Consider the following 15,031-nt stretch of genomic DNA (forward strand, 5'->3'; position numbering starts at 1 on the left):
GCTAAGCCCTTCAGCGCCGATGGTACTGCACTCGGTAGGGTGTGGGAGAGTAGGACACCGCCGAACAATCATTCAAAGTGGCCCCGCCTGTCTCAGGCGGGGCCACTTTTCTATTTCGGTCTGTAGTATGCGCCGTGCCGGTCATTGCCGGCCGGAAATGGTGCCGAAGGAGTGTATGTGAACGCGGACCGGTTGCCTGTGTCACGACTTCTTCGTGGCTCGTTCAATCCGTATGGCGGTCCGGCGCAGCGCTCGAGCGCCGGTGTGCCGTGGCGGGAGCAGGTCGCACGCTGGATCGGCCGCACCTACTTGCTGGCCGCGATCGTGTCGCTGCTCAGTGTCCCGCTGCACGGCAACATCGTCGTGTCGATCATGGACGACGCGCTCGGGCTGGTGAATGTGCCCGCAGAGCCGAGCCTGTTCATCGTGTGCCTGCTGTTCGTGCTCGCGGGCGCAGTCCGGCGCCGGCTTCGGTTCGGGCACACCGTGGTGCTGGTGCTGATGGTGCTGAGCGTGCTCAGCAGCCTGCTGCTGTTGCTGGGCGCGATCTTCCGACAGGACTGGTTGCAGGATTCCCGGCTGACCGGATTCGCCAGGGACTACCACTCGTTCGTGACGAGCATTCCCGCGACGGCATTCGCCTTCGTGATCGGGCTGGCGGTCCTGGTGGCGGTGGCGGCCGCCCGGAGTGGATTCCCTGCACGCCTGGCCGCCGGCAGCCGTGTCGCGGCGACAGTGGTGCTGGTCCTCGGGCTGGCCGTGTCCTTCCTCGTCACGTTCGCCGTCTCCACGACCGCCGACAACACGTTGCGCGGCACCCACGAGATCGCGCGGTTCGCACTGCGCTCCACCTTCGGCATCACGTCCGACACCTCGACCCCGGGCCTGCACGGTCATGTGGGGCACACCTGGGTCTATGGGCTGGCCGGCATCATGTCGACGGTCGCACTGCTGCTGGCCAGTCTGGTCTTCGTGCGGTCGGGACGTGGGCGGCAGTTCCAGTCCGCGGACGAGGAGCTCGCCATCCGCCGGCTGTTGTTGTTGCACGGTGAGAACGACTCACTCGGCTACTTCGCGACCAGACGGGACAAGAGCGTCATCTTTTCCGCGGACGGTCAGGCCGCGGTGACCTATCGCAACGAAGGCAGCGTGAGTGTCGCGAGTGCCGACCCGATCGGCCGTGCGACGTCCTGGCAGCCCGCCATCCAGGCCTGGCTCGAGCAATGCCGTGAGCACGGTCTCTACCCGGCGGTGCTCTCCAGCTCCGAGCACGGATCCCGCGAGTACGTCGAGGCCGGACTGAAGGCCTTTGCGCTGGGCGATGAGGCGATCATCGATGTCGAGACGTTCTCGCTGCGCGGGCGGTCGATGCGTCCGGTCCGGCAGGCGGTGACCCGACTGCGTCGTGCCGGCTACACGACGCAGGTCCGCCGGCACGCCGAGTTGTCGGTCGAGGAACTGGAGCGGATCGGGCAACTCGCGGAGCAATGGCGTGGGGAGGAGACCGAACGCGGTTTCTCGATGGCGTTGAACCGGCTCGGTGATCCCGCTGACGGCCAGTGCGTGATCATCACGGCGCACGATGCGCGCGGCACCATCCGTGGCTTCCTCTCCTTCGTGCCGTGGGGCGTGCGCGGTGCGTCGCTGGACCTGATGCGCCGGGACCGCGACGCCGAGAACGGCTTGAACGAATACCTGGTATCGGAGCTGATCGAAGCGGCCCCCGAGCACGGCATACGACGGCTCTCGTTGAACTTCGCAGTGTTCCGCGAGGTGTTCAGCAGCGCTGACCAGGTGGGAGCGGGGCCGATCACCCGGTTCAACGATGCCGCGTTGTCGTTCGCGTCGCGCTTCTTCCAGCTCGAGACCCTCTACCGGTCCAACGACAAGTACAAGCCCACCTGGGTGCCGCGGTTGCTCTGTTACGACCCGGCGCTGACGGTGCCGCGGGCCGGACTGGCCATGGGTATTGCTGAGGGCTTCGTGCCGATGATCGGCCCGCGGGTGCTGACTGGGCCGCGTCCCTCGGACGTGCAGCCGCCCCGGCCGGAGCCCTGGTTCGTCGACCGCGTGCGCGAGCAGGAGAGTGCACTGCGACTGCCCGGCCCGCCTCCCGTGCACCTGTCGGAGCAGCAGCGGGTGCGACGCGACAAGCTGGAGATGCTCGACGAGGTCGGGGTCAATGCCTACCCGGCGACCGTCGCTCGCACCGACCGTGCGTATGACGTCCGCCGGCAGTACGCGCACCTGCCGGCAGACCAGGTCACCGACCACGTCGTGTCGGTCGCCGGCCGCGTCCGCGCGCTGCGTGATCTGGGCGGTGTCTGCTTCGCCGTTGTCGAGGACGGCTACGAGACGCTCCAGATCATGGTCACCACAGCCGACTCGCCGGACGACGCACGCTGCCTGTGGCGTCGGGCGGTCGACCTCGGTGATCTGGTCAGCGTGACCGGCCCGGTGGCGACCTCGCGCACGGGAGAGGTGTCCGTGCTGATGCACACCTGGCAGATGGCGGCGAAATGCCTTCGCCCGGTGCCCGGTTTCGGCGTGGTTCCGCGCGAAGACACCCGCGCGCGCAACCGGTCGCTCGAGCTCATCGTGGACAGCCGGGCCCGTGCCCTGCTCGTCCAGCGCTCCGCCGCTGTGCGAGCAATGCGGGAAGCGTTCCAGGAGCAAGGATTCCTCGAGGTCGAGACACCGATGTTGCAACCCGTGCACGGGGGAGCGGCGGCGCGCCCCTTCGCCACCCACATCAACGCCTACAACATGGAGCTCTACCTGCGGATCGCTCCCGAGCTCTACCTCAAGCGGCTGGCTGTCGGTGGCATGCAGCGCATCTTCGAGATCGGCCGCAACTTCCGCAACGAAGGCACCGACGCCACCCACAACCCGGAGTTCACCTCATTGGAGGCGTATGCCGCCTACGGCGACTACGTGATGATGCGCGAGCTCACCCGTGAGCTCTTGCTGAAGGTCGCGACCGCAGTTCACGGTAAACCGATCGCGTTGCGGCCGGGCGGATCCGGCGGGTATGACGAGATCGATCTGTCGCAACCCTGGCCTGTCATCACCGTGCACGACGCGGTGTCCAGGGCTACCGGCGCGACGGTGACGTCCGCGTCCGACCGGGTGGAGGTGGCGGCGGTGTGCCGCAGCGCCGGCGTCGAGGTTCGTGCGGAGCAGACGACCGGGCAGCTGGTGATGGCGCTCTACGAGGCTCTCGTCGAGAAGCAGACGACATACCCGACGTTCTACTGCGACTTCCCGGTGGATGTGTCCCCGCTCGCGCGCCGGCACCGGGACGATCCGCAGCTCACCGAGCAATGGGACCTCGTGGCCTTCGGCGTCGAACTCGGCACGGCATACAGCGAATTGACCGACCCGGTCGACCAACGGCAACGGTTCACCCAACAGTCGCTCGCCGCGGCGGGCGGCGACGTCGAGGCGATGCAACTCGACGAGGCCTTCCTCGCCGGGCTCGAGCTGGCGATGCCGCCGACCGGCGGGCTGGGGCTCGGCGTGGATCGCGTCGTGATGATGCTGACGGGGCAGAGCATCAAGGCGACCTTGGCCTTCCCGTTCGTTCGACCACAGGCGTGACTGTCAGCCCGCTGCGGCGCGTAGTCCGGCGATGATCGTGTCGATCCCCAGCCGGTAGTAGCGATCGACGTCGAGCGGCATGGTCAGTGCAGTCGCCGCTTCGCGAACGCGCGGGAAGTCCTTTTCGGCCAAGTCGTTCAGCGCGGCGTGGAGCGCGGTGAGTTCGGCGGCGGGCTTGGCGGGATCCGCCGGCACCACGGGCTCGTATTCCACGAGCGTCACCAGGTCCTGCACCGCCTGCTGCGCGAGCAGCACCGAGTCCTGCACGGCGATCCCGGCTGACCGGCTGCTGTCGAGCAGCATCTCGAGGGCAGAGAGGTAGTGCGGCAGCGGCACGAGCCGCTCGATCAACAACCGCCCCATCCACGAATGGGCCCGCAGCAGATCGACGAGGGTGGACAGCACCGCCCGGTATCGGCTGTCCCACGCATCGTCCGGATCGTCGCTGAAGCGAGCATCGGAGGTGATCTGCTCGGCCATCGCGTCCAACAGTGCGTCACGATCCGCGAAGTGCCAGTAGAGCGCCATCGGGGTGACGCCGAGCTCCCTGGCGAGTCGACGCATCGACAGGGCGGGGAGGCCTTCGGCATCGGCTACGGAGATGCCCGCAGTCAGGATCGACGCGGGTGTGAGCGCTCGGCGGCCGGGTCGGTCGGTCTTCACAAACGGAACTGTACGCCGTATAGTCGCGACATGAATTATACGGTGTATAGGAATCGGGCGATGTGGATCGTGCAGTTGGTGACGGCGCTGGGCTTCCTGGGCGCGGCAATCCAGAAGTTCGAGGCGGCGCCATCGGTCATGCGCACTTTCGATGCCATGGGGTGGAGCACACCGCCGCGCATCGTGCTGGGAGTCCTCGAGGTCGTTGGGGCCGTCGCGCTGTTCGTCCCGGTGCTGGCCGGCGTGGCGGCCTCCGGGTTCGTCGCACTGACGATCTGTGCGAGCGTCGTTCAGGTGAGCACAGGTGAGAGTGTTGTCGCCCCGCTGATCATGCTCGCGCTCACGGCGCTGACCGCGTGGGGACGTCGAGACAGCATCATCAGCCTACGGAGCACGCTGACGACACGGCCGAACGCAGGTATGTCGTGAACTTTTTTTGTTTTCACCGGGATCGGGTCGGGTCGGGCGTGCTGCGCGATGAACTCCGTGAGGAGCACTGGTCCTACATGGACAGGTTCGCCGGCCAGCTCATCGCACGCGGGCCGACCTTCAACGCCGACGGAGCCGTGACCGGCAGTGTCCATGTGGTGCGCACGACGAACGCGGCGGAGGCCCGGGCATTCGCCTTCGAGGAGCCGTACTATCAGGCCGGCGTTTTCCGTGACGTGCTGCTACGGCGGTGGGAGAACCTGCTGGGACGGACCATGTGGCAGTTCCCGAATCCACGAGAGGACGCCCATCGCTACCTGGTGCTCGGTCTGGGCGGGCAGCGCGTGGGTCACGCCTCCGATCAGACGTCGGTGATCGCGTGTGGTCCGCTGCTCTCGGACGACGGTGGTCGGTCGCTCGGCGCTGCTGCACTGGTGCAGATCCAGGATCCGCGGGTGGCTTCGGCGGTGCTGTTCGGCGGGGACGGCACCGAAGCCGAAGTGCATCGCTGGGACTTCGGCGGACGTCCGAGCGACGGATGACGCGGTGTCAGCTGATCTCCGGCTGGCTCGACCAGGGGAAGTCGATCCACTGATCGGTGCGCTTCCAGACGTATTCGCACTTCACGATCGAGCGGGACTTCTCGTAAATGACCGCGGACCGCGTCTCCTTGACGTGGCCCTCGCAGAACGTGCGGACCAGGTCCAGCGTGCCACCGGTGTCGGCGACGTCGTCGATGATCAGCACCGTTGCACCGGAGAGATCGACGGGCTGTGGCACAGGCGGGAGCATGACCGGCATCGGCAGCCGCTCGTCGACGCCGGTGTAGAACTCCACATTGAGCACGTGGACGTTCTTCATCCCGAGCGCGTAGCTGATGGCTCCTGCCGGGATGAGCCCACCGCGGGCGATCGAGATGATCAGGTCCGGGCGGTAGCCGTCGTCGTGGATCGCTTGGGCGAGCTCACGGCTCGCAGTGCCGAACAGGTCCCAGGTGAGTACCTCGCGGTCTTGTGTCATGAGGTCATTCAACTCCAGGAGCGCGGTCGGCGTGTTGTTAGGTTTGCATCATGAGGACTTCTGGACAGGTTTCGGCGTGACGACGCCCGGGCCTGCTACCGACAGTGACATCCCGGACTACCTGCGGTCATTGGGGATTCCTGGGCTCGCCGACATCCACGTGCATTTCCTGCCGGAGCCGATGCTGCAGAAGGTGTGGGCCTACTTCGACCTGGCGACTGCCAATTATGGCGCTGCGTGGCCGATCACCTATCGCTTCGACGAGGCGACTCGGTTGGCGGTGTTGCGCGGGTTCGGGGTGCGCTCGATCCCGGCGCTGACCTATCCGCACAAGCCCGGTATGGCGCGCTGGCTCAATGAGTGGAATGCCGACTTCGCGCGCCGGGTGCCGGACAGTGTGCACTGCGGGACGCTCTATCCCGAGCCGGACGTCGCCGAGTATGTCGCCGCGGCGCTCTCCTCGGGTGCGCGACTTTTCAAGATGCACGTGCAGGTTGGTCGCTTCGCGCCGGACGACGACCAGTTGGACAGTGCGTGGGAGCAGCTCGCCGAAGCGGGTGTGCCTGTCGTCATACATGCTGGATCTGCTCCGTTGCCAGGTGAGTTCACCGGTTCGGAACGAATAGCCCGGGTGCTGCACAAGCATCCGAAGCTCGCGCTGGTGGTCGCGCACGCGGGTATGCCGGAATATCACGAATTCGCGGATCTGGTGGAGCGCTACGACAACGTGCGGCTGGACACCACGATGGTCGCGACCGACTTCACCGAACGCTTCGCACCGTTGCCGGACGCCTACGTGGCCCGGCTCGGCGCGCTGGGGGACCGGGTCGTTCTCGGCTCCGACTACCCCAACATCCCGTATCCTTACGCGCACCAGCTCGCGGCGCTCGCCAGGCTCGACCTCGGCGACGACTGGATGCGAAACGTCCTTTGGCACAACGGTGCCCGCTTGCTCCGCAGCTAGCGGGTGGCCAGCTCTGCGAGCAGCTCGTCACGTTCGGTGACCGGCATCCGGCAGACGAACCCGTGGCAGACGTATGCCGCCGCGCGGCCCCCGACCAGGGACCGATCGGCGAGTAGCGGGGAGGACCCCGAGTCGGGCGTGCCGTGCACGATCACGGTGCCGGCGCTGGGCGCCGTCCAGGCGGTGCGGGCAAGCCCGCGGGAGGCCCGGTCCTCGCCCACGACGGCGACCTGCGCCGGGCCAGCCAGCACGGCCTCGGCGACCGCGAGACCCCACCCGGCGAATCGCGGTGCCTGCGAGACGATTTCGCCCATGGCAGCGAGCCCTGTCTCGGCGCGGTCGCGAGCAGTGGTGCCGCCCGTCAAGGCACTGAGGGCGAGCAGGGCTTCGGCCAGACTCGAGGTGCCGGACGGCTCGGCGTTGTCGCCGGCTCCGCGGGGTGTGAAGAAGAGCTGCTCACCATCGGCTGCGGCGTCACGGAACCCGCCGGACTCGTCGGCGAACAGGTCCTGTGCTGTTGTCAACAGCTCCTGCGCGGCGGCGAGGTAGCGGCTCTCGCCGGTCGCCTGGTGCAGCACCAGCAACGCTGCGCCGAAGTTGCCGTAATCGTCCGCGACACCGTATGCCGCACCTACTCGGCCCGCCAACGAGGTCCGGCGCAGCCGGCCGTCGACGACGTGCCGGTCGAGCAGGAAATCGGCCGCCGTGACAGCAGCGTCCAACCATGAGGTCTCCCGCAGGATCATCGCGGCTTCGGCGAGGGCACTGATCGCCAGGCCGTTCCAGGAGGTGACGACCTTGTCGTCCCGGGCGGGCTGCGGGCGTCGTGCGCGGCGGGCCAGCAGGGCGGCGCGGACCGACTCCCACCAGGTCTCGTCCTCAGGGTCCTGCAGTAGTTGCAGCGTGGACGTGCCACGCTCGAACGTGCCGTCGGGCGTCACCTCCAGCAGCGCCGCGGCACGCGAGCCGTCCTCCGCGCCGAGCACCTCGCGCAACTCGTCCGGGGACCAGACGTAGGTCGCGCCCTCGACACCCTCGGTGTCCGCGTCGAGTGCACTGGCGAAGCAGCCTTCGGTGGTGCCGAGGTCCCGAATGATGAATTGCGCTGTCTCCGAAGCGATCCGGGCTGCCAGTGGGCTCTGGTCGACGCGCCACAGATGTGCGTAGACCCGCAGCAGTTGCGCGTTGTCGTAGAGCATCTTCTCGAAGTGCGGAACGGTCCACGAGCCGTCGACGGCGTAGCGGGCGAAGCCCCCGGCGAGCTGGTCGTAGATGCCGCCGCGCGCCATCGCCTCGCAGGTGTGCTCGGCCATCGTGAGCGCATTGCGGTCCCCGGTGCGCGCGTGATGGCGCAGGAGGAACTCCAGCACCATCGAAGGCGGAAACTTCGGAGCACCTCCGAAACCGCCGTGCCTCTCGTCATACGAGCGACGCAAGGTGGTGACCGCGGCTGCGGTTACATCGCCGGTGATCGCGATCGCGGTGCCTCTGGTCGCCGCCTCCGCAAGTTGTGTCGCAATGTGCTTCCCGGAGGTCAGCACCTCCTCGCGCTGGTTGTCCCAGGCGTGCGCGGCCGCCGAAAGCAATTGCAGGAATTGCGGTTTCGGCAAGTAGGTGCCGGCGAAGAAGGGCTTGCCGTCCGGAGTGAGCAAGCAGGTCATCGGCCAGCCGCCCTGGCCTGTCATGGCGGTGGTCGCGGTCATGTATGCCGCGTCGATGTCGGGTCGTTCCTCACGATCCACCTTGATGGCGACGAAGGACGCATTGATCGCGGCTGCGACCTGCGCGTCCTCGAACGACTCGTGGGCCATGACGTGGCACCAGTGGCAGGCGGCGTAGCCGACGGACAACAGGATCGGGACGTCACGGTCGGCGGCCTCCTGCAGTGCGGCCGGACCCCATTCCTGCCAGTCGACCGGGTTGTCCGCGTGCTGGCGGAGGTACGGGGACAGGGAGTCGGCGAGTCGGTTGGTCACGATGCATCCAATGGTCGTCCGGTCGGGGTCGTCCCGGGGCGTGGATCCGGCCCGGGCAGCCGTTCTCCGTCCAGGCTAGTGAGGCGACCGGCGAGTGGCGCACCGCGGCCCTCAGCCGGCCCGGGTTAGCCTGCGGCCATGACTTCGGGGCGGACTCGGCAATTGCGGCGGAGATATCTCAGCCTCGGGCTGGGCGAGCTTGTCGCCGCCGTTGTCTTCTGCGGTGTTGCGGCCACCGCAGTCGGACCGCGACTGGACTCCGACGCGGACCGATTCGCGTGCTGGGCAGCGCTGGTGCCCTTGGTCGTCATCCTGGTCCAGGCGGGCGTCTACTGGCTGATCGCGCGCACCTGGCTGGGCGGTGGTCGGATGCCGCATGGCATGGCGTCGATCTATCGATGCTTCCGTTCGGTCGACGGCGTGCTGCTGGCTGTCGGATTCGTCGGTGTGGTCGCGGCCGGTCCGAGCAGCCCGTCGGTGCTCGTGCTCGCACTCGCGGTCTGGGCGTTCGGTGTGGCCGAATACGTCAACTACTTCGTCGTGCGACTGGCGTATCCCGCGCGGCGGTGGCTGACCGAGGTCGGTCGCCTGCGGACACCTCGGCTGGTGCAGGATCTACGGGCGTCGTCCTAGCGAGTGCGTGGTGCCGCGAGCTTCTCGGACTGGCCCGATCGGCGCAGCGCGTCGGCCACGAATCCGCTGGCGAGGAGTTCGTCGAGCAGTGCGTCGAGCCACCCGGTGGTCTCGGCGCGGACCGTCGGCTTGGTGGCGACGGCTTGCCGGATCTGCATGAAGGGCTCGTCGATGACCCGCAGGCCGGGATGCGAGGCGACGTACGCCGTGACCGGCTCACGGATGCCGGCTGCGACATCGAGGTCCTGTTCGGCGAACGTGGTGGTGCCGTCGGCGCCGCGGACGATCGTCGCGTGCTCGAGGGTCCGGGAGAGGAACAAGTCGTATGCCGAGCCCTCCTTCACGCCGATCCGGACGCCGGCGGCGTCGACGTCCGCCGGCGCGTGGTGCGGTGCGGCGTCGGGCACGGCATACACACCGTCGATGAGGACGTATGGCGCTGTGAACGTGACCTGCTCGGCACGCGCCGGCTCCACGGCGAGGAAACCCAGGGTCGCCGGACCTTCGGCCAACTCCTGGAACGACTTGCGCGCCGCGTCGAAACAGGTGAAGCGCACCTCGGAATCGAGGCGGTTGGCGATCTCGCGGGCCAGGTCGATGGTCACGCCGTTCGGTTGCTGTGAATCGCCTTGCGCGAGCACAGGATTGCCGAGGTTGATGGCCGCCCGCAGGACCCCATCGGGAGCGAGGTCGGCGCGCACCTGATCGGCGATCGTCGTCATGGCTCGATGGTAGAGCCCCGGCGGCGAAGTTCGCGCTTCGCTGCCCACAGCAGCGAAAGCTGGTTGTTGGTAGTCGGTTTCGCGCATGCTCGAAACATGTCCGATGAAGAAGTCAAACCACCGCACCCACTCAGCAGGCAGGTCGCCGAGCAGCTGCTCGATCAACGGGTGATCGTGCTCGACACCGCACTCGATGACGAGATCGGCACCCGGCTCATCTCCCAGCTCTATCTGCTGTCCGCGGCCGACCCGCGTGCCGACATCAGCTTCTGGATCAACTCGCCGGGCGGTTCGGTGCCGGCGATGCTCGCGATCATGGACGTGATGCGTGCGATTCCGAACGACGTGTCCACCCTGGCGCTCGGACTGGCCTGCAGCGCAGGGCAGTTCCTGCTGACGGCGGGCGAGAAGAATAAGCGCTACGCATTGCCGCATTCCAAGATCCTGATGCACCAGGGCAGCGCCGGTTTCGGCGGGACCGCGGTCGACATCGAGCTGCAGGCCGACGATCTCCGGCAGACGCGCGACACCGTGCTCGGTATCACGGCCGAGCTGACCGGGCAACCGCTGGAGCGGGTCTTCGAGGACTCGTTGCGGGACCGCTGGTACACCGCCGAGCAGGCCGTCAACTACGGGTTCGTCGATCACGTCATCACGGATCTGAACCACATCAAGCCGCGCAAAACACCTGTCGGACTGGGGGTTTCGGAGAAATGAGTTCCTACACCATTCCTAACGTCATCGCGTCGTCGCCGCGTGGCGACCGGGTCATGGATGTCTACAGCCATCTGCTGTCCGAACGCATCGTCTACCTCGGCACCGAGATCGACGACGGTGTCTCGAACGCCCTGATCGCGCAGATCCTGCACCTGGAGTCGGTGGCGCCGGACCAGGAGATCAACCTCTACATCAACTCGCCCGGTGGCTCGTTGACCGCGACCTTCGCGGTGTATGACGCCATGCAGTTCGTGCGCTCCCCGGTGGCGACGACGTGCGTGGGGCAGGCCTGCTCCACCGCGGCGATCCTGCTCGCCGCCGGTGCGCCGGGCAAGCGGAGTGTGCTGCCGCACTCGCGGGTGTTGTTGCATCAGCCGTCCGGGAGCGGTCGTGGCGCCATACCGGACATCATCCTGGCGGCGGACGAGGTGATCCGGCTACGCGCGGAGGCCGAGGAGGTGCTGGCGCACCACACCGGTCAGCCGGTGGACGTGCTGCGCAAGGACACCGATCGGGACCAGATCTTCACGCCGCAGGCGGCGGTCGACTACGGACTCGCCGACGAGGTGATGGCCTACCGCAGCTGACCGGTTCGTCGCGAAGTACCGGAGCGAGGAAGCGGGGGCCACAAGAAGTATTCGGAGGCTGCGGGCCCCGACGAAGTATCGGAGCGAGGTACGAGCGGAGAACTTCGTTGGGTGCAGGGAAGCGGGGAGAAACTTCTCGGGGTGCTCAAGCGGCCAGCGCGACCGGTCCCTGCATCGACGAGGGTGCCGGTCGCCGGGCGTTGGCGGTGCTGCGCAACTCCAGGACCTGCGCCGCCTGAGCGCGCGCCGACTCGCGACGCAACTCCCGGACGGTCAGGTCGGTGATCTCGGCGAGGGAGGAGTCGAGGGCGCCGGCGATCGCGGCGACGATCTCCGAGGACGGGTCCTTGCGGCCCCGCTCCACCTCCGAGAGGTATTGCGCGGAGATGCCGGCGCGGTCCGCGGTCGTGGTGATCGTGCGATGCCGGTGCAGCCGGACGCGGCGTAGTTGAGCGCCTAGCACTTCCCGCCACAGGGGCTCGACGGTCGGACGCTGCTGTCGGAGTTGTCGCACTTCACCCATGTGTCGACGCTAGCCCGGGGGGCCCGTCGCGCCATACCTTTTCTGCTCAGGGCAGAACGCCACCACCTATGCCGAATGACGGCTTCTTCGCCGAACGACGGTCCCATCTCGCCGTCACTCGGCGAGAGAGCCGTCAATCGCGGAAGGAGCCGGGCGGTAGGACGGCCGGGTCGGACGTGGCGCACGCCGGCGAACGATCCTCCGGCGCGGGTGCGGGAGTCTCCGGCTCGCGCACTGCCGGCACGAGTGCGAGCGCGATGGTCGCGGCGGCGCCGACCGCGAGCAGCGCGTGCAGCACGCCGACGTGCTCCCCTAGCAGGCCGAGGAACGGCGGCCCGGCGAGAAACGCGGTGTAGGCGATCGTGCTGATCACCGAGATCCGTGCGTTGGCGTGCGCCGGGTCGTCCGCTGCCGCGCTCATCCCGACGGGGAATCCGAGGGAGACCCCGACGCCCCAGACCATGATTCCGAGATAGGCCAGCGCGGTCGGGCCGAAGACGACGACAAGGCAGCCCACCACAGCCAGGCTGAAGCACACGCGTAGGACGAGCACCCGACCGTAGGTGTCGAGCAGCTTGGTGCCGACGAGGCGCCCGGCCGTCATACAGGACAGGAAGATGGCGAAGGCGAGGACGCCGGCCCACTTGGGCACGTGGTGGCCCTCGACGAATGCCAACGACAGCCAGTCGTTGGCGGTCCCCTCGGTGAACGCCGCCACGAGCGTCACGACACCGATGAGCAGTACCCGCGGGTCGAGCCAGGCACTGAGGCTCGAAACCTTCTGCTGCGCAGCGGAATCGGTCGCCTTGTCATCGGTCGCCTTGTCATCGGATCGCTTCCCGTCGAGACGCGGCACGCTCTCGAAGTTGCGCGCGGCCCACATGCCGACTGTGGCCAGGACGCACATCACCACCCCGACGTGCAGCCAGACGGGGACGTGCGCGGCGGTGACGGCCGCGCCGACGAGCGCGGCCAGCACCGTTCCACCACTGAACATGGCGTGAAAACGCGGCATGATCGAGCGGCCCAGGCGACGTTCGACAATCGCGCCCTCGAGGTTCATCACGACGTCCCAGAGGCCGATGCCCCAGCCGGCGATCATCAGGAAGCCCACGGCCGTCCAGTGGTGATGCGTGCTGACGGCCACCCCCGTGGCGATGTATGCCGCGGTGGTGATCAGGGTCGCCATACGGACCGCGATCCGTGCGCCGAGGCGACCGGCCACCCAGCCGGACATCGGCAGGCCGATCACGCTGCCGATGGAGCCGGAGATCAGGAAGAGGCCGAGTCCGGCGGGGGAGAGGTCGAGCAGCGATTTCACGTCCGGCAGCCGGGCGGCGAACGTCGCGAAGGCCGCGCCGTTGAGCGCGAACATCACCGTCACGGCCAGTGTCGCGCGGCGCACCCGCTCGGCGTCTGGGTGGTCCGCCACGGGTGCCGTCGCCCGCTCGGTCATCGTCATGCCGTTCCTTGTCGGAGGTGCTGAAAGGTTGTCGAATCGATTCGATCGAATCGATTCGATAGTCTGCTCCACATGTCAGTCGGAGGTCAAGCGGGAAACGGGCCAACAGGCCGCGTCACCCTGCGTGATGTGGCCGAACTCGCCGGGGTCGCCACGTCGACCGCGTCCCTGGTCTTCAGCGGCAACAAGCCGGTCGCGTCCGACACGGCAGAGCGGGTCGTGGCCGCTGCCGCCCAACTCGGTTATGGCGGACCGGACCCGACCGCGTCGTCGCTGCGCCACGGCCGCAGCGGTGTGATCGCGGCCGTCGTCGAGCGACGCATCCTGCACGCCTTCCGGGACCCGTATGTCGTGTCGGTGCTCGACGGTCTGTCACAGGTCGTCGGCGAAATGGGGTGCGGATTGCTGCTCCTGCCGGACACGGCGGAGGGGTATGGCGACAGCGGGCCACAGGTGTCGCGTGTCGCAGCAGATGCGGCGGTCTTCATGCTCTGCGGGGACGAGAACAACGTGCTGGCAACGCAATTCACCACCCGTGGCGTTCCGGTCGTCGGCACCGGTGCTCCCAAGGGTGCGGATGTGCAGGTGACGTCGGACGAGCGCGGAGCGTCCCGCAGCATCGCCCAGCTCGTGCGGGACCTCGGGCATCGCCGGGTCGGGCACGTGATGATGCCGTTGCGCTGGGGTGGCGAGACGGGTGCCCGCACAATCGCGCAGGTGCGCGCGAGCCACTTCCCGGACACCCGTGACCGGGCGATCGGCGTGCGTGACGTGTTCGCGGACGCGCCCCTCATCGAGGCGAAGGAGCCTGACTTCGACTCCGGGTATGCCGCTGCCAGGTTGTTGCTGGACGCTGAACGCCCGCCGACCGCGATCGTCGCGCAGAGCGACCTGCTGGCGGCCGGTGTCGTCCAAGCAGCCATTGACCGGGGTCTGCGGGTGCCCGAAGACCTGTCCGTGACCGGTTACGACGGTGTCTCGCTGCCGTGGTTCCCGCGAACCCTCACCACGATCGACCAGCACCCGATCGACAAGGGGCGCGCCGTCGGCGAGGTCGTGCGGTCGCTGCTCGCCGGCGAGGACGTGTCGGACGTGGTCGTGCCGGTGACGTTGCGTGCAGGCGACACGACCGGTCCCGCGCCGGTCGGCCGTTGACGGCTGAACCTGCCGTTGACGGCGCAGATGCACCGTCATCCGCCGTTTCAGCCGTCAATGGCCGCCTGCACCGTCATCCGGCGGGCGGGCTGGTAGCTTCGGGTCGCGATGGAGACCTCACGGTGGCGGCACGAACCGGTCGGCTATCGCTGCCCGTTCTGCGCGTTCCAGCGCGGCGAATGGAATGACCGCAACGCCGCGTCGGACCTGGTCGTGCAGCGCGAGTTGGTCTTCGCGCGGATCGCGCCGAAGTGGTGGCCGGAGAACGCCGGCGGGGCACTCGTCATACCGAATGAGCATGTGGAGAACCTCTACGAGCTGCCGACCGACGTCGGCCACGCACTGTGGGACCTGACTCGCGAGGTTGCCATCGGAATGCGGGAAACCTATGGATGTCAGGGTGTTTCGACTCGCCAGCACAACGAGCCGGCCGGTGACCAGGATGTCTGGCACCTGCACCTGCACGTGCTGCCCCGGTATGACGGGGACGATCTCTACCTACGGCATCGCGCGGCGCGCTACGTCGACGCCGCGGAGCGCGCGGACTTCGCGGCACGGTTGAGCGACGCGCTTGGCTAAA

Annotated in this window: 15 protein-coding genes; 9 read left to right on the forward strand and 6 right to left on the reverse strand. The window is 67.7% G+C overall.

Features of this window, described 5'->3' with window-relative positions; translation table 11 throughout:
- The first annotated feature begins 177 nt into the window (after positions 1–177).
- Positions 178–3,600 carry a bifunctional lysylphosphatidylglycerol synthetase/lysine--tRNA ligase LysX gene (gene lysX, locus IEX71_RS21025; RefSeq protein WP_229749930.1) on the forward strand — a complete coding sequence of 1,141 codons (3,423 nt, stop codon included), beginning with the start codon at positions 178–180 and terminating at the stop codon, positions 3,598–3,600.
- 3 nt (positions 3,601–3,603) lie between these two features.
- On the opposite strand, the gene IEX71_RS21030 is transcribed toward lysX, so the two are convergent.
- Positions 3,604–4,263, reverse strand: coding sequence for a TetR/AcrR family transcriptional regulator (locus IEX71_RS21030; RefSeq protein ID WP_188839055.1), 660 nt, complete (start codon positions 4,261–4,263; stop codon positions 3,604–3,606).
- Positions 4,264–4,293: 30 nt separating this feature from the next.
- Between IEX71_RS21030 and IEX71_RS21035 the strand changes: the two genes are divergently transcribed.
- Complete coding sequence (locus tag IEX71_RS21035; RefSeq protein WP_188839056.1) at positions 4,294–4,692, forward strand: DoxX family protein; 399 nt, start codon at positions 4,294–4,296, stop codon at positions 4,690–4,692.
- Positions 4,689–5,234 (forward strand): YciI family protein, encoded by a 546-nt coding sequence (locus IEX71_RS21040; RefSeq protein WP_188839057.1) that lies wholly within the window; start codon positions 4,689–4,691, stop codon positions 5,232–5,234. Before IEX71_RS21035 ends, IEX71_RS21040 begins: the two co-directional genes overlap by 4 nt.
- 7 nt (positions 5,235–5,241) lie before the next feature.
- On the opposite strand, the gene IEX71_RS21045 is transcribed toward IEX71_RS21040, so the two are convergent.
- Complete coding sequence (locus IEX71_RS21045) at positions 5,242–5,712, reverse strand: phosphoribosyltransferase (RefSeq protein WP_188839058.1); 471 nt, start codon at positions 5,710–5,712, stop codon at positions 5,242–5,244.
- A gap of 76 nt (positions 5,713–5,788) precedes the next feature.
- Here IEX71_RS21045 and IEX71_RS21050 point away from each other — a divergent pair, with 76 nt between their 5' ends.
- Positions 5,789–6,676, forward strand: a complete 888-nt coding sequence (locus IEX71_RS21050; protein ID WP_229749932.1) for an amidohydrolase family protein — start codon at positions 5,789–5,791, stop codon at positions 6,674–6,676.
- Here IEX71_RS21050 and IEX71_RS21055 read toward each other — a convergent pair.
- Positions 6,673–8,652: a thioredoxin domain-containing protein gene (locus tag IEX71_RS21055; RefSeq protein WP_188839060.1), complete on the reverse strand. Its 1,980-nt coding sequence runs from the start codon at positions 8,650–8,652 to the stop codon at positions 6,673–6,675. The two genes, IEX71_RS21050 and IEX71_RS21055, sit on opposite strands and share 4 nt — an antisense overlap.
- 138 nt (positions 8,653–8,790) lie before the next feature.
- Here IEX71_RS21055 and IEX71_RS21060 point away from each other — a divergent pair, with 138 nt between their 5' ends.
- Entirely contained in the window at positions 8,791–9,285 is a 495-nt protein-coding gene (locus IEX71_RS21060) for a hypothetical protein (protein ID WP_188839061.1), read from the forward strand.
- Here IEX71_RS21060 and IEX71_RS21065 read toward each other — a convergent pair.
- Positions 9,282–10,007, reverse strand: a complete 726-nt coding sequence (locus IEX71_RS21065) for a transporter substrate-binding domain-containing protein (RefSeq protein WP_188839062.1) — start codon at positions 10,005–10,007, stop codon at positions 9,282–9,284. The two genes, IEX71_RS21060 and IEX71_RS21065, sit on opposite strands and share 4 nt — an antisense overlap.
- Before the next feature lie 96 nt (positions 10,008–10,103).
- Between IEX71_RS21065 and IEX71_RS21070 the strand changes: the two genes are divergently transcribed.
- On the forward strand, positions 10,104–10,724 hold the full coding sequence (locus IEX71_RS21070; protein WP_188839063.1) for a ClpP family protease: 621 nt from the start codon (positions 10,104–10,106) through the stop codon (positions 10,722–10,724).
- Positions 10,721–11,311 (forward strand): ClpP family protease, encoded by a 591-nt coding sequence (locus tag IEX71_RS21075; protein WP_188839064.1) that lies wholly within the window; start codon positions 10,721–10,723, stop codon positions 11,309–11,311. The genes IEX71_RS21070 and IEX71_RS21075 overlap by 4 nt, the downstream gene beginning before the upstream one ends.
- A gap of 145 nt (positions 11,312–11,456) precedes the next feature.
- Here the strand turns inward: IEX71_RS21075 and IEX71_RS21080 are convergent, their stop codons facing one another.
- Complete coding sequence (locus IEX71_RS21080) at positions 11,457–11,834, reverse strand: helix-turn-helix domain-containing protein (RefSeq protein WP_188839065.1); 378 nt, start codon at positions 11,832–11,834, stop codon at positions 11,457–11,459.
- 133 nt (positions 11,835–11,967) lie between these two features.
- The gene (locus IEX71_RS21085; protein WP_229749933.1) at positions 11,968–13,296 is read right to left on the reverse strand and encodes an MFS transporter; all 1,329 of its coding nucleotides are present in this window, start codon (positions 13,294–13,296) and stop codon (positions 11,968–11,970) included.
- 72 nt (positions 13,297–13,368) lie between these two features.
- Here IEX71_RS21085 and IEX71_RS21090 point away from each other — a divergent pair, with 72 nt between their 5' ends.
- Both IEX71_RS21090 and IEX71_RS21095 read left to right on the forward strand, forming a co-directional pair.
- Entirely contained in the window at positions 13,369–14,451 is a 1,083-nt protein-coding gene (locus IEX71_RS21090) for a LacI family DNA-binding transcriptional regulator (protein ID WP_188839066.1), read from the forward strand.
- Between the two features lie 108 nt (positions 14,452–14,559).
- The gene (locus IEX71_RS21095) at positions 14,560–15,030 is read left to right on the forward strand and encodes an HIT family protein (protein ID WP_188839067.1); all 471 of its coding nucleotides are present in this window, start codon (positions 14,560–14,562) and stop codon (positions 15,028–15,030) included.
- Position 15,031: the final 1 nt, after the last annotated feature.

Origin of the sequence: Flexivirga endophytica, from assembly GCF_014640635.1 — a bacterium.
Lineage (GTDB): Bacteria > Actinomycetota > Actinomycetes > Actinomycetales > Dermatophilaceae > Flexivirga > Flexivirga endophytica.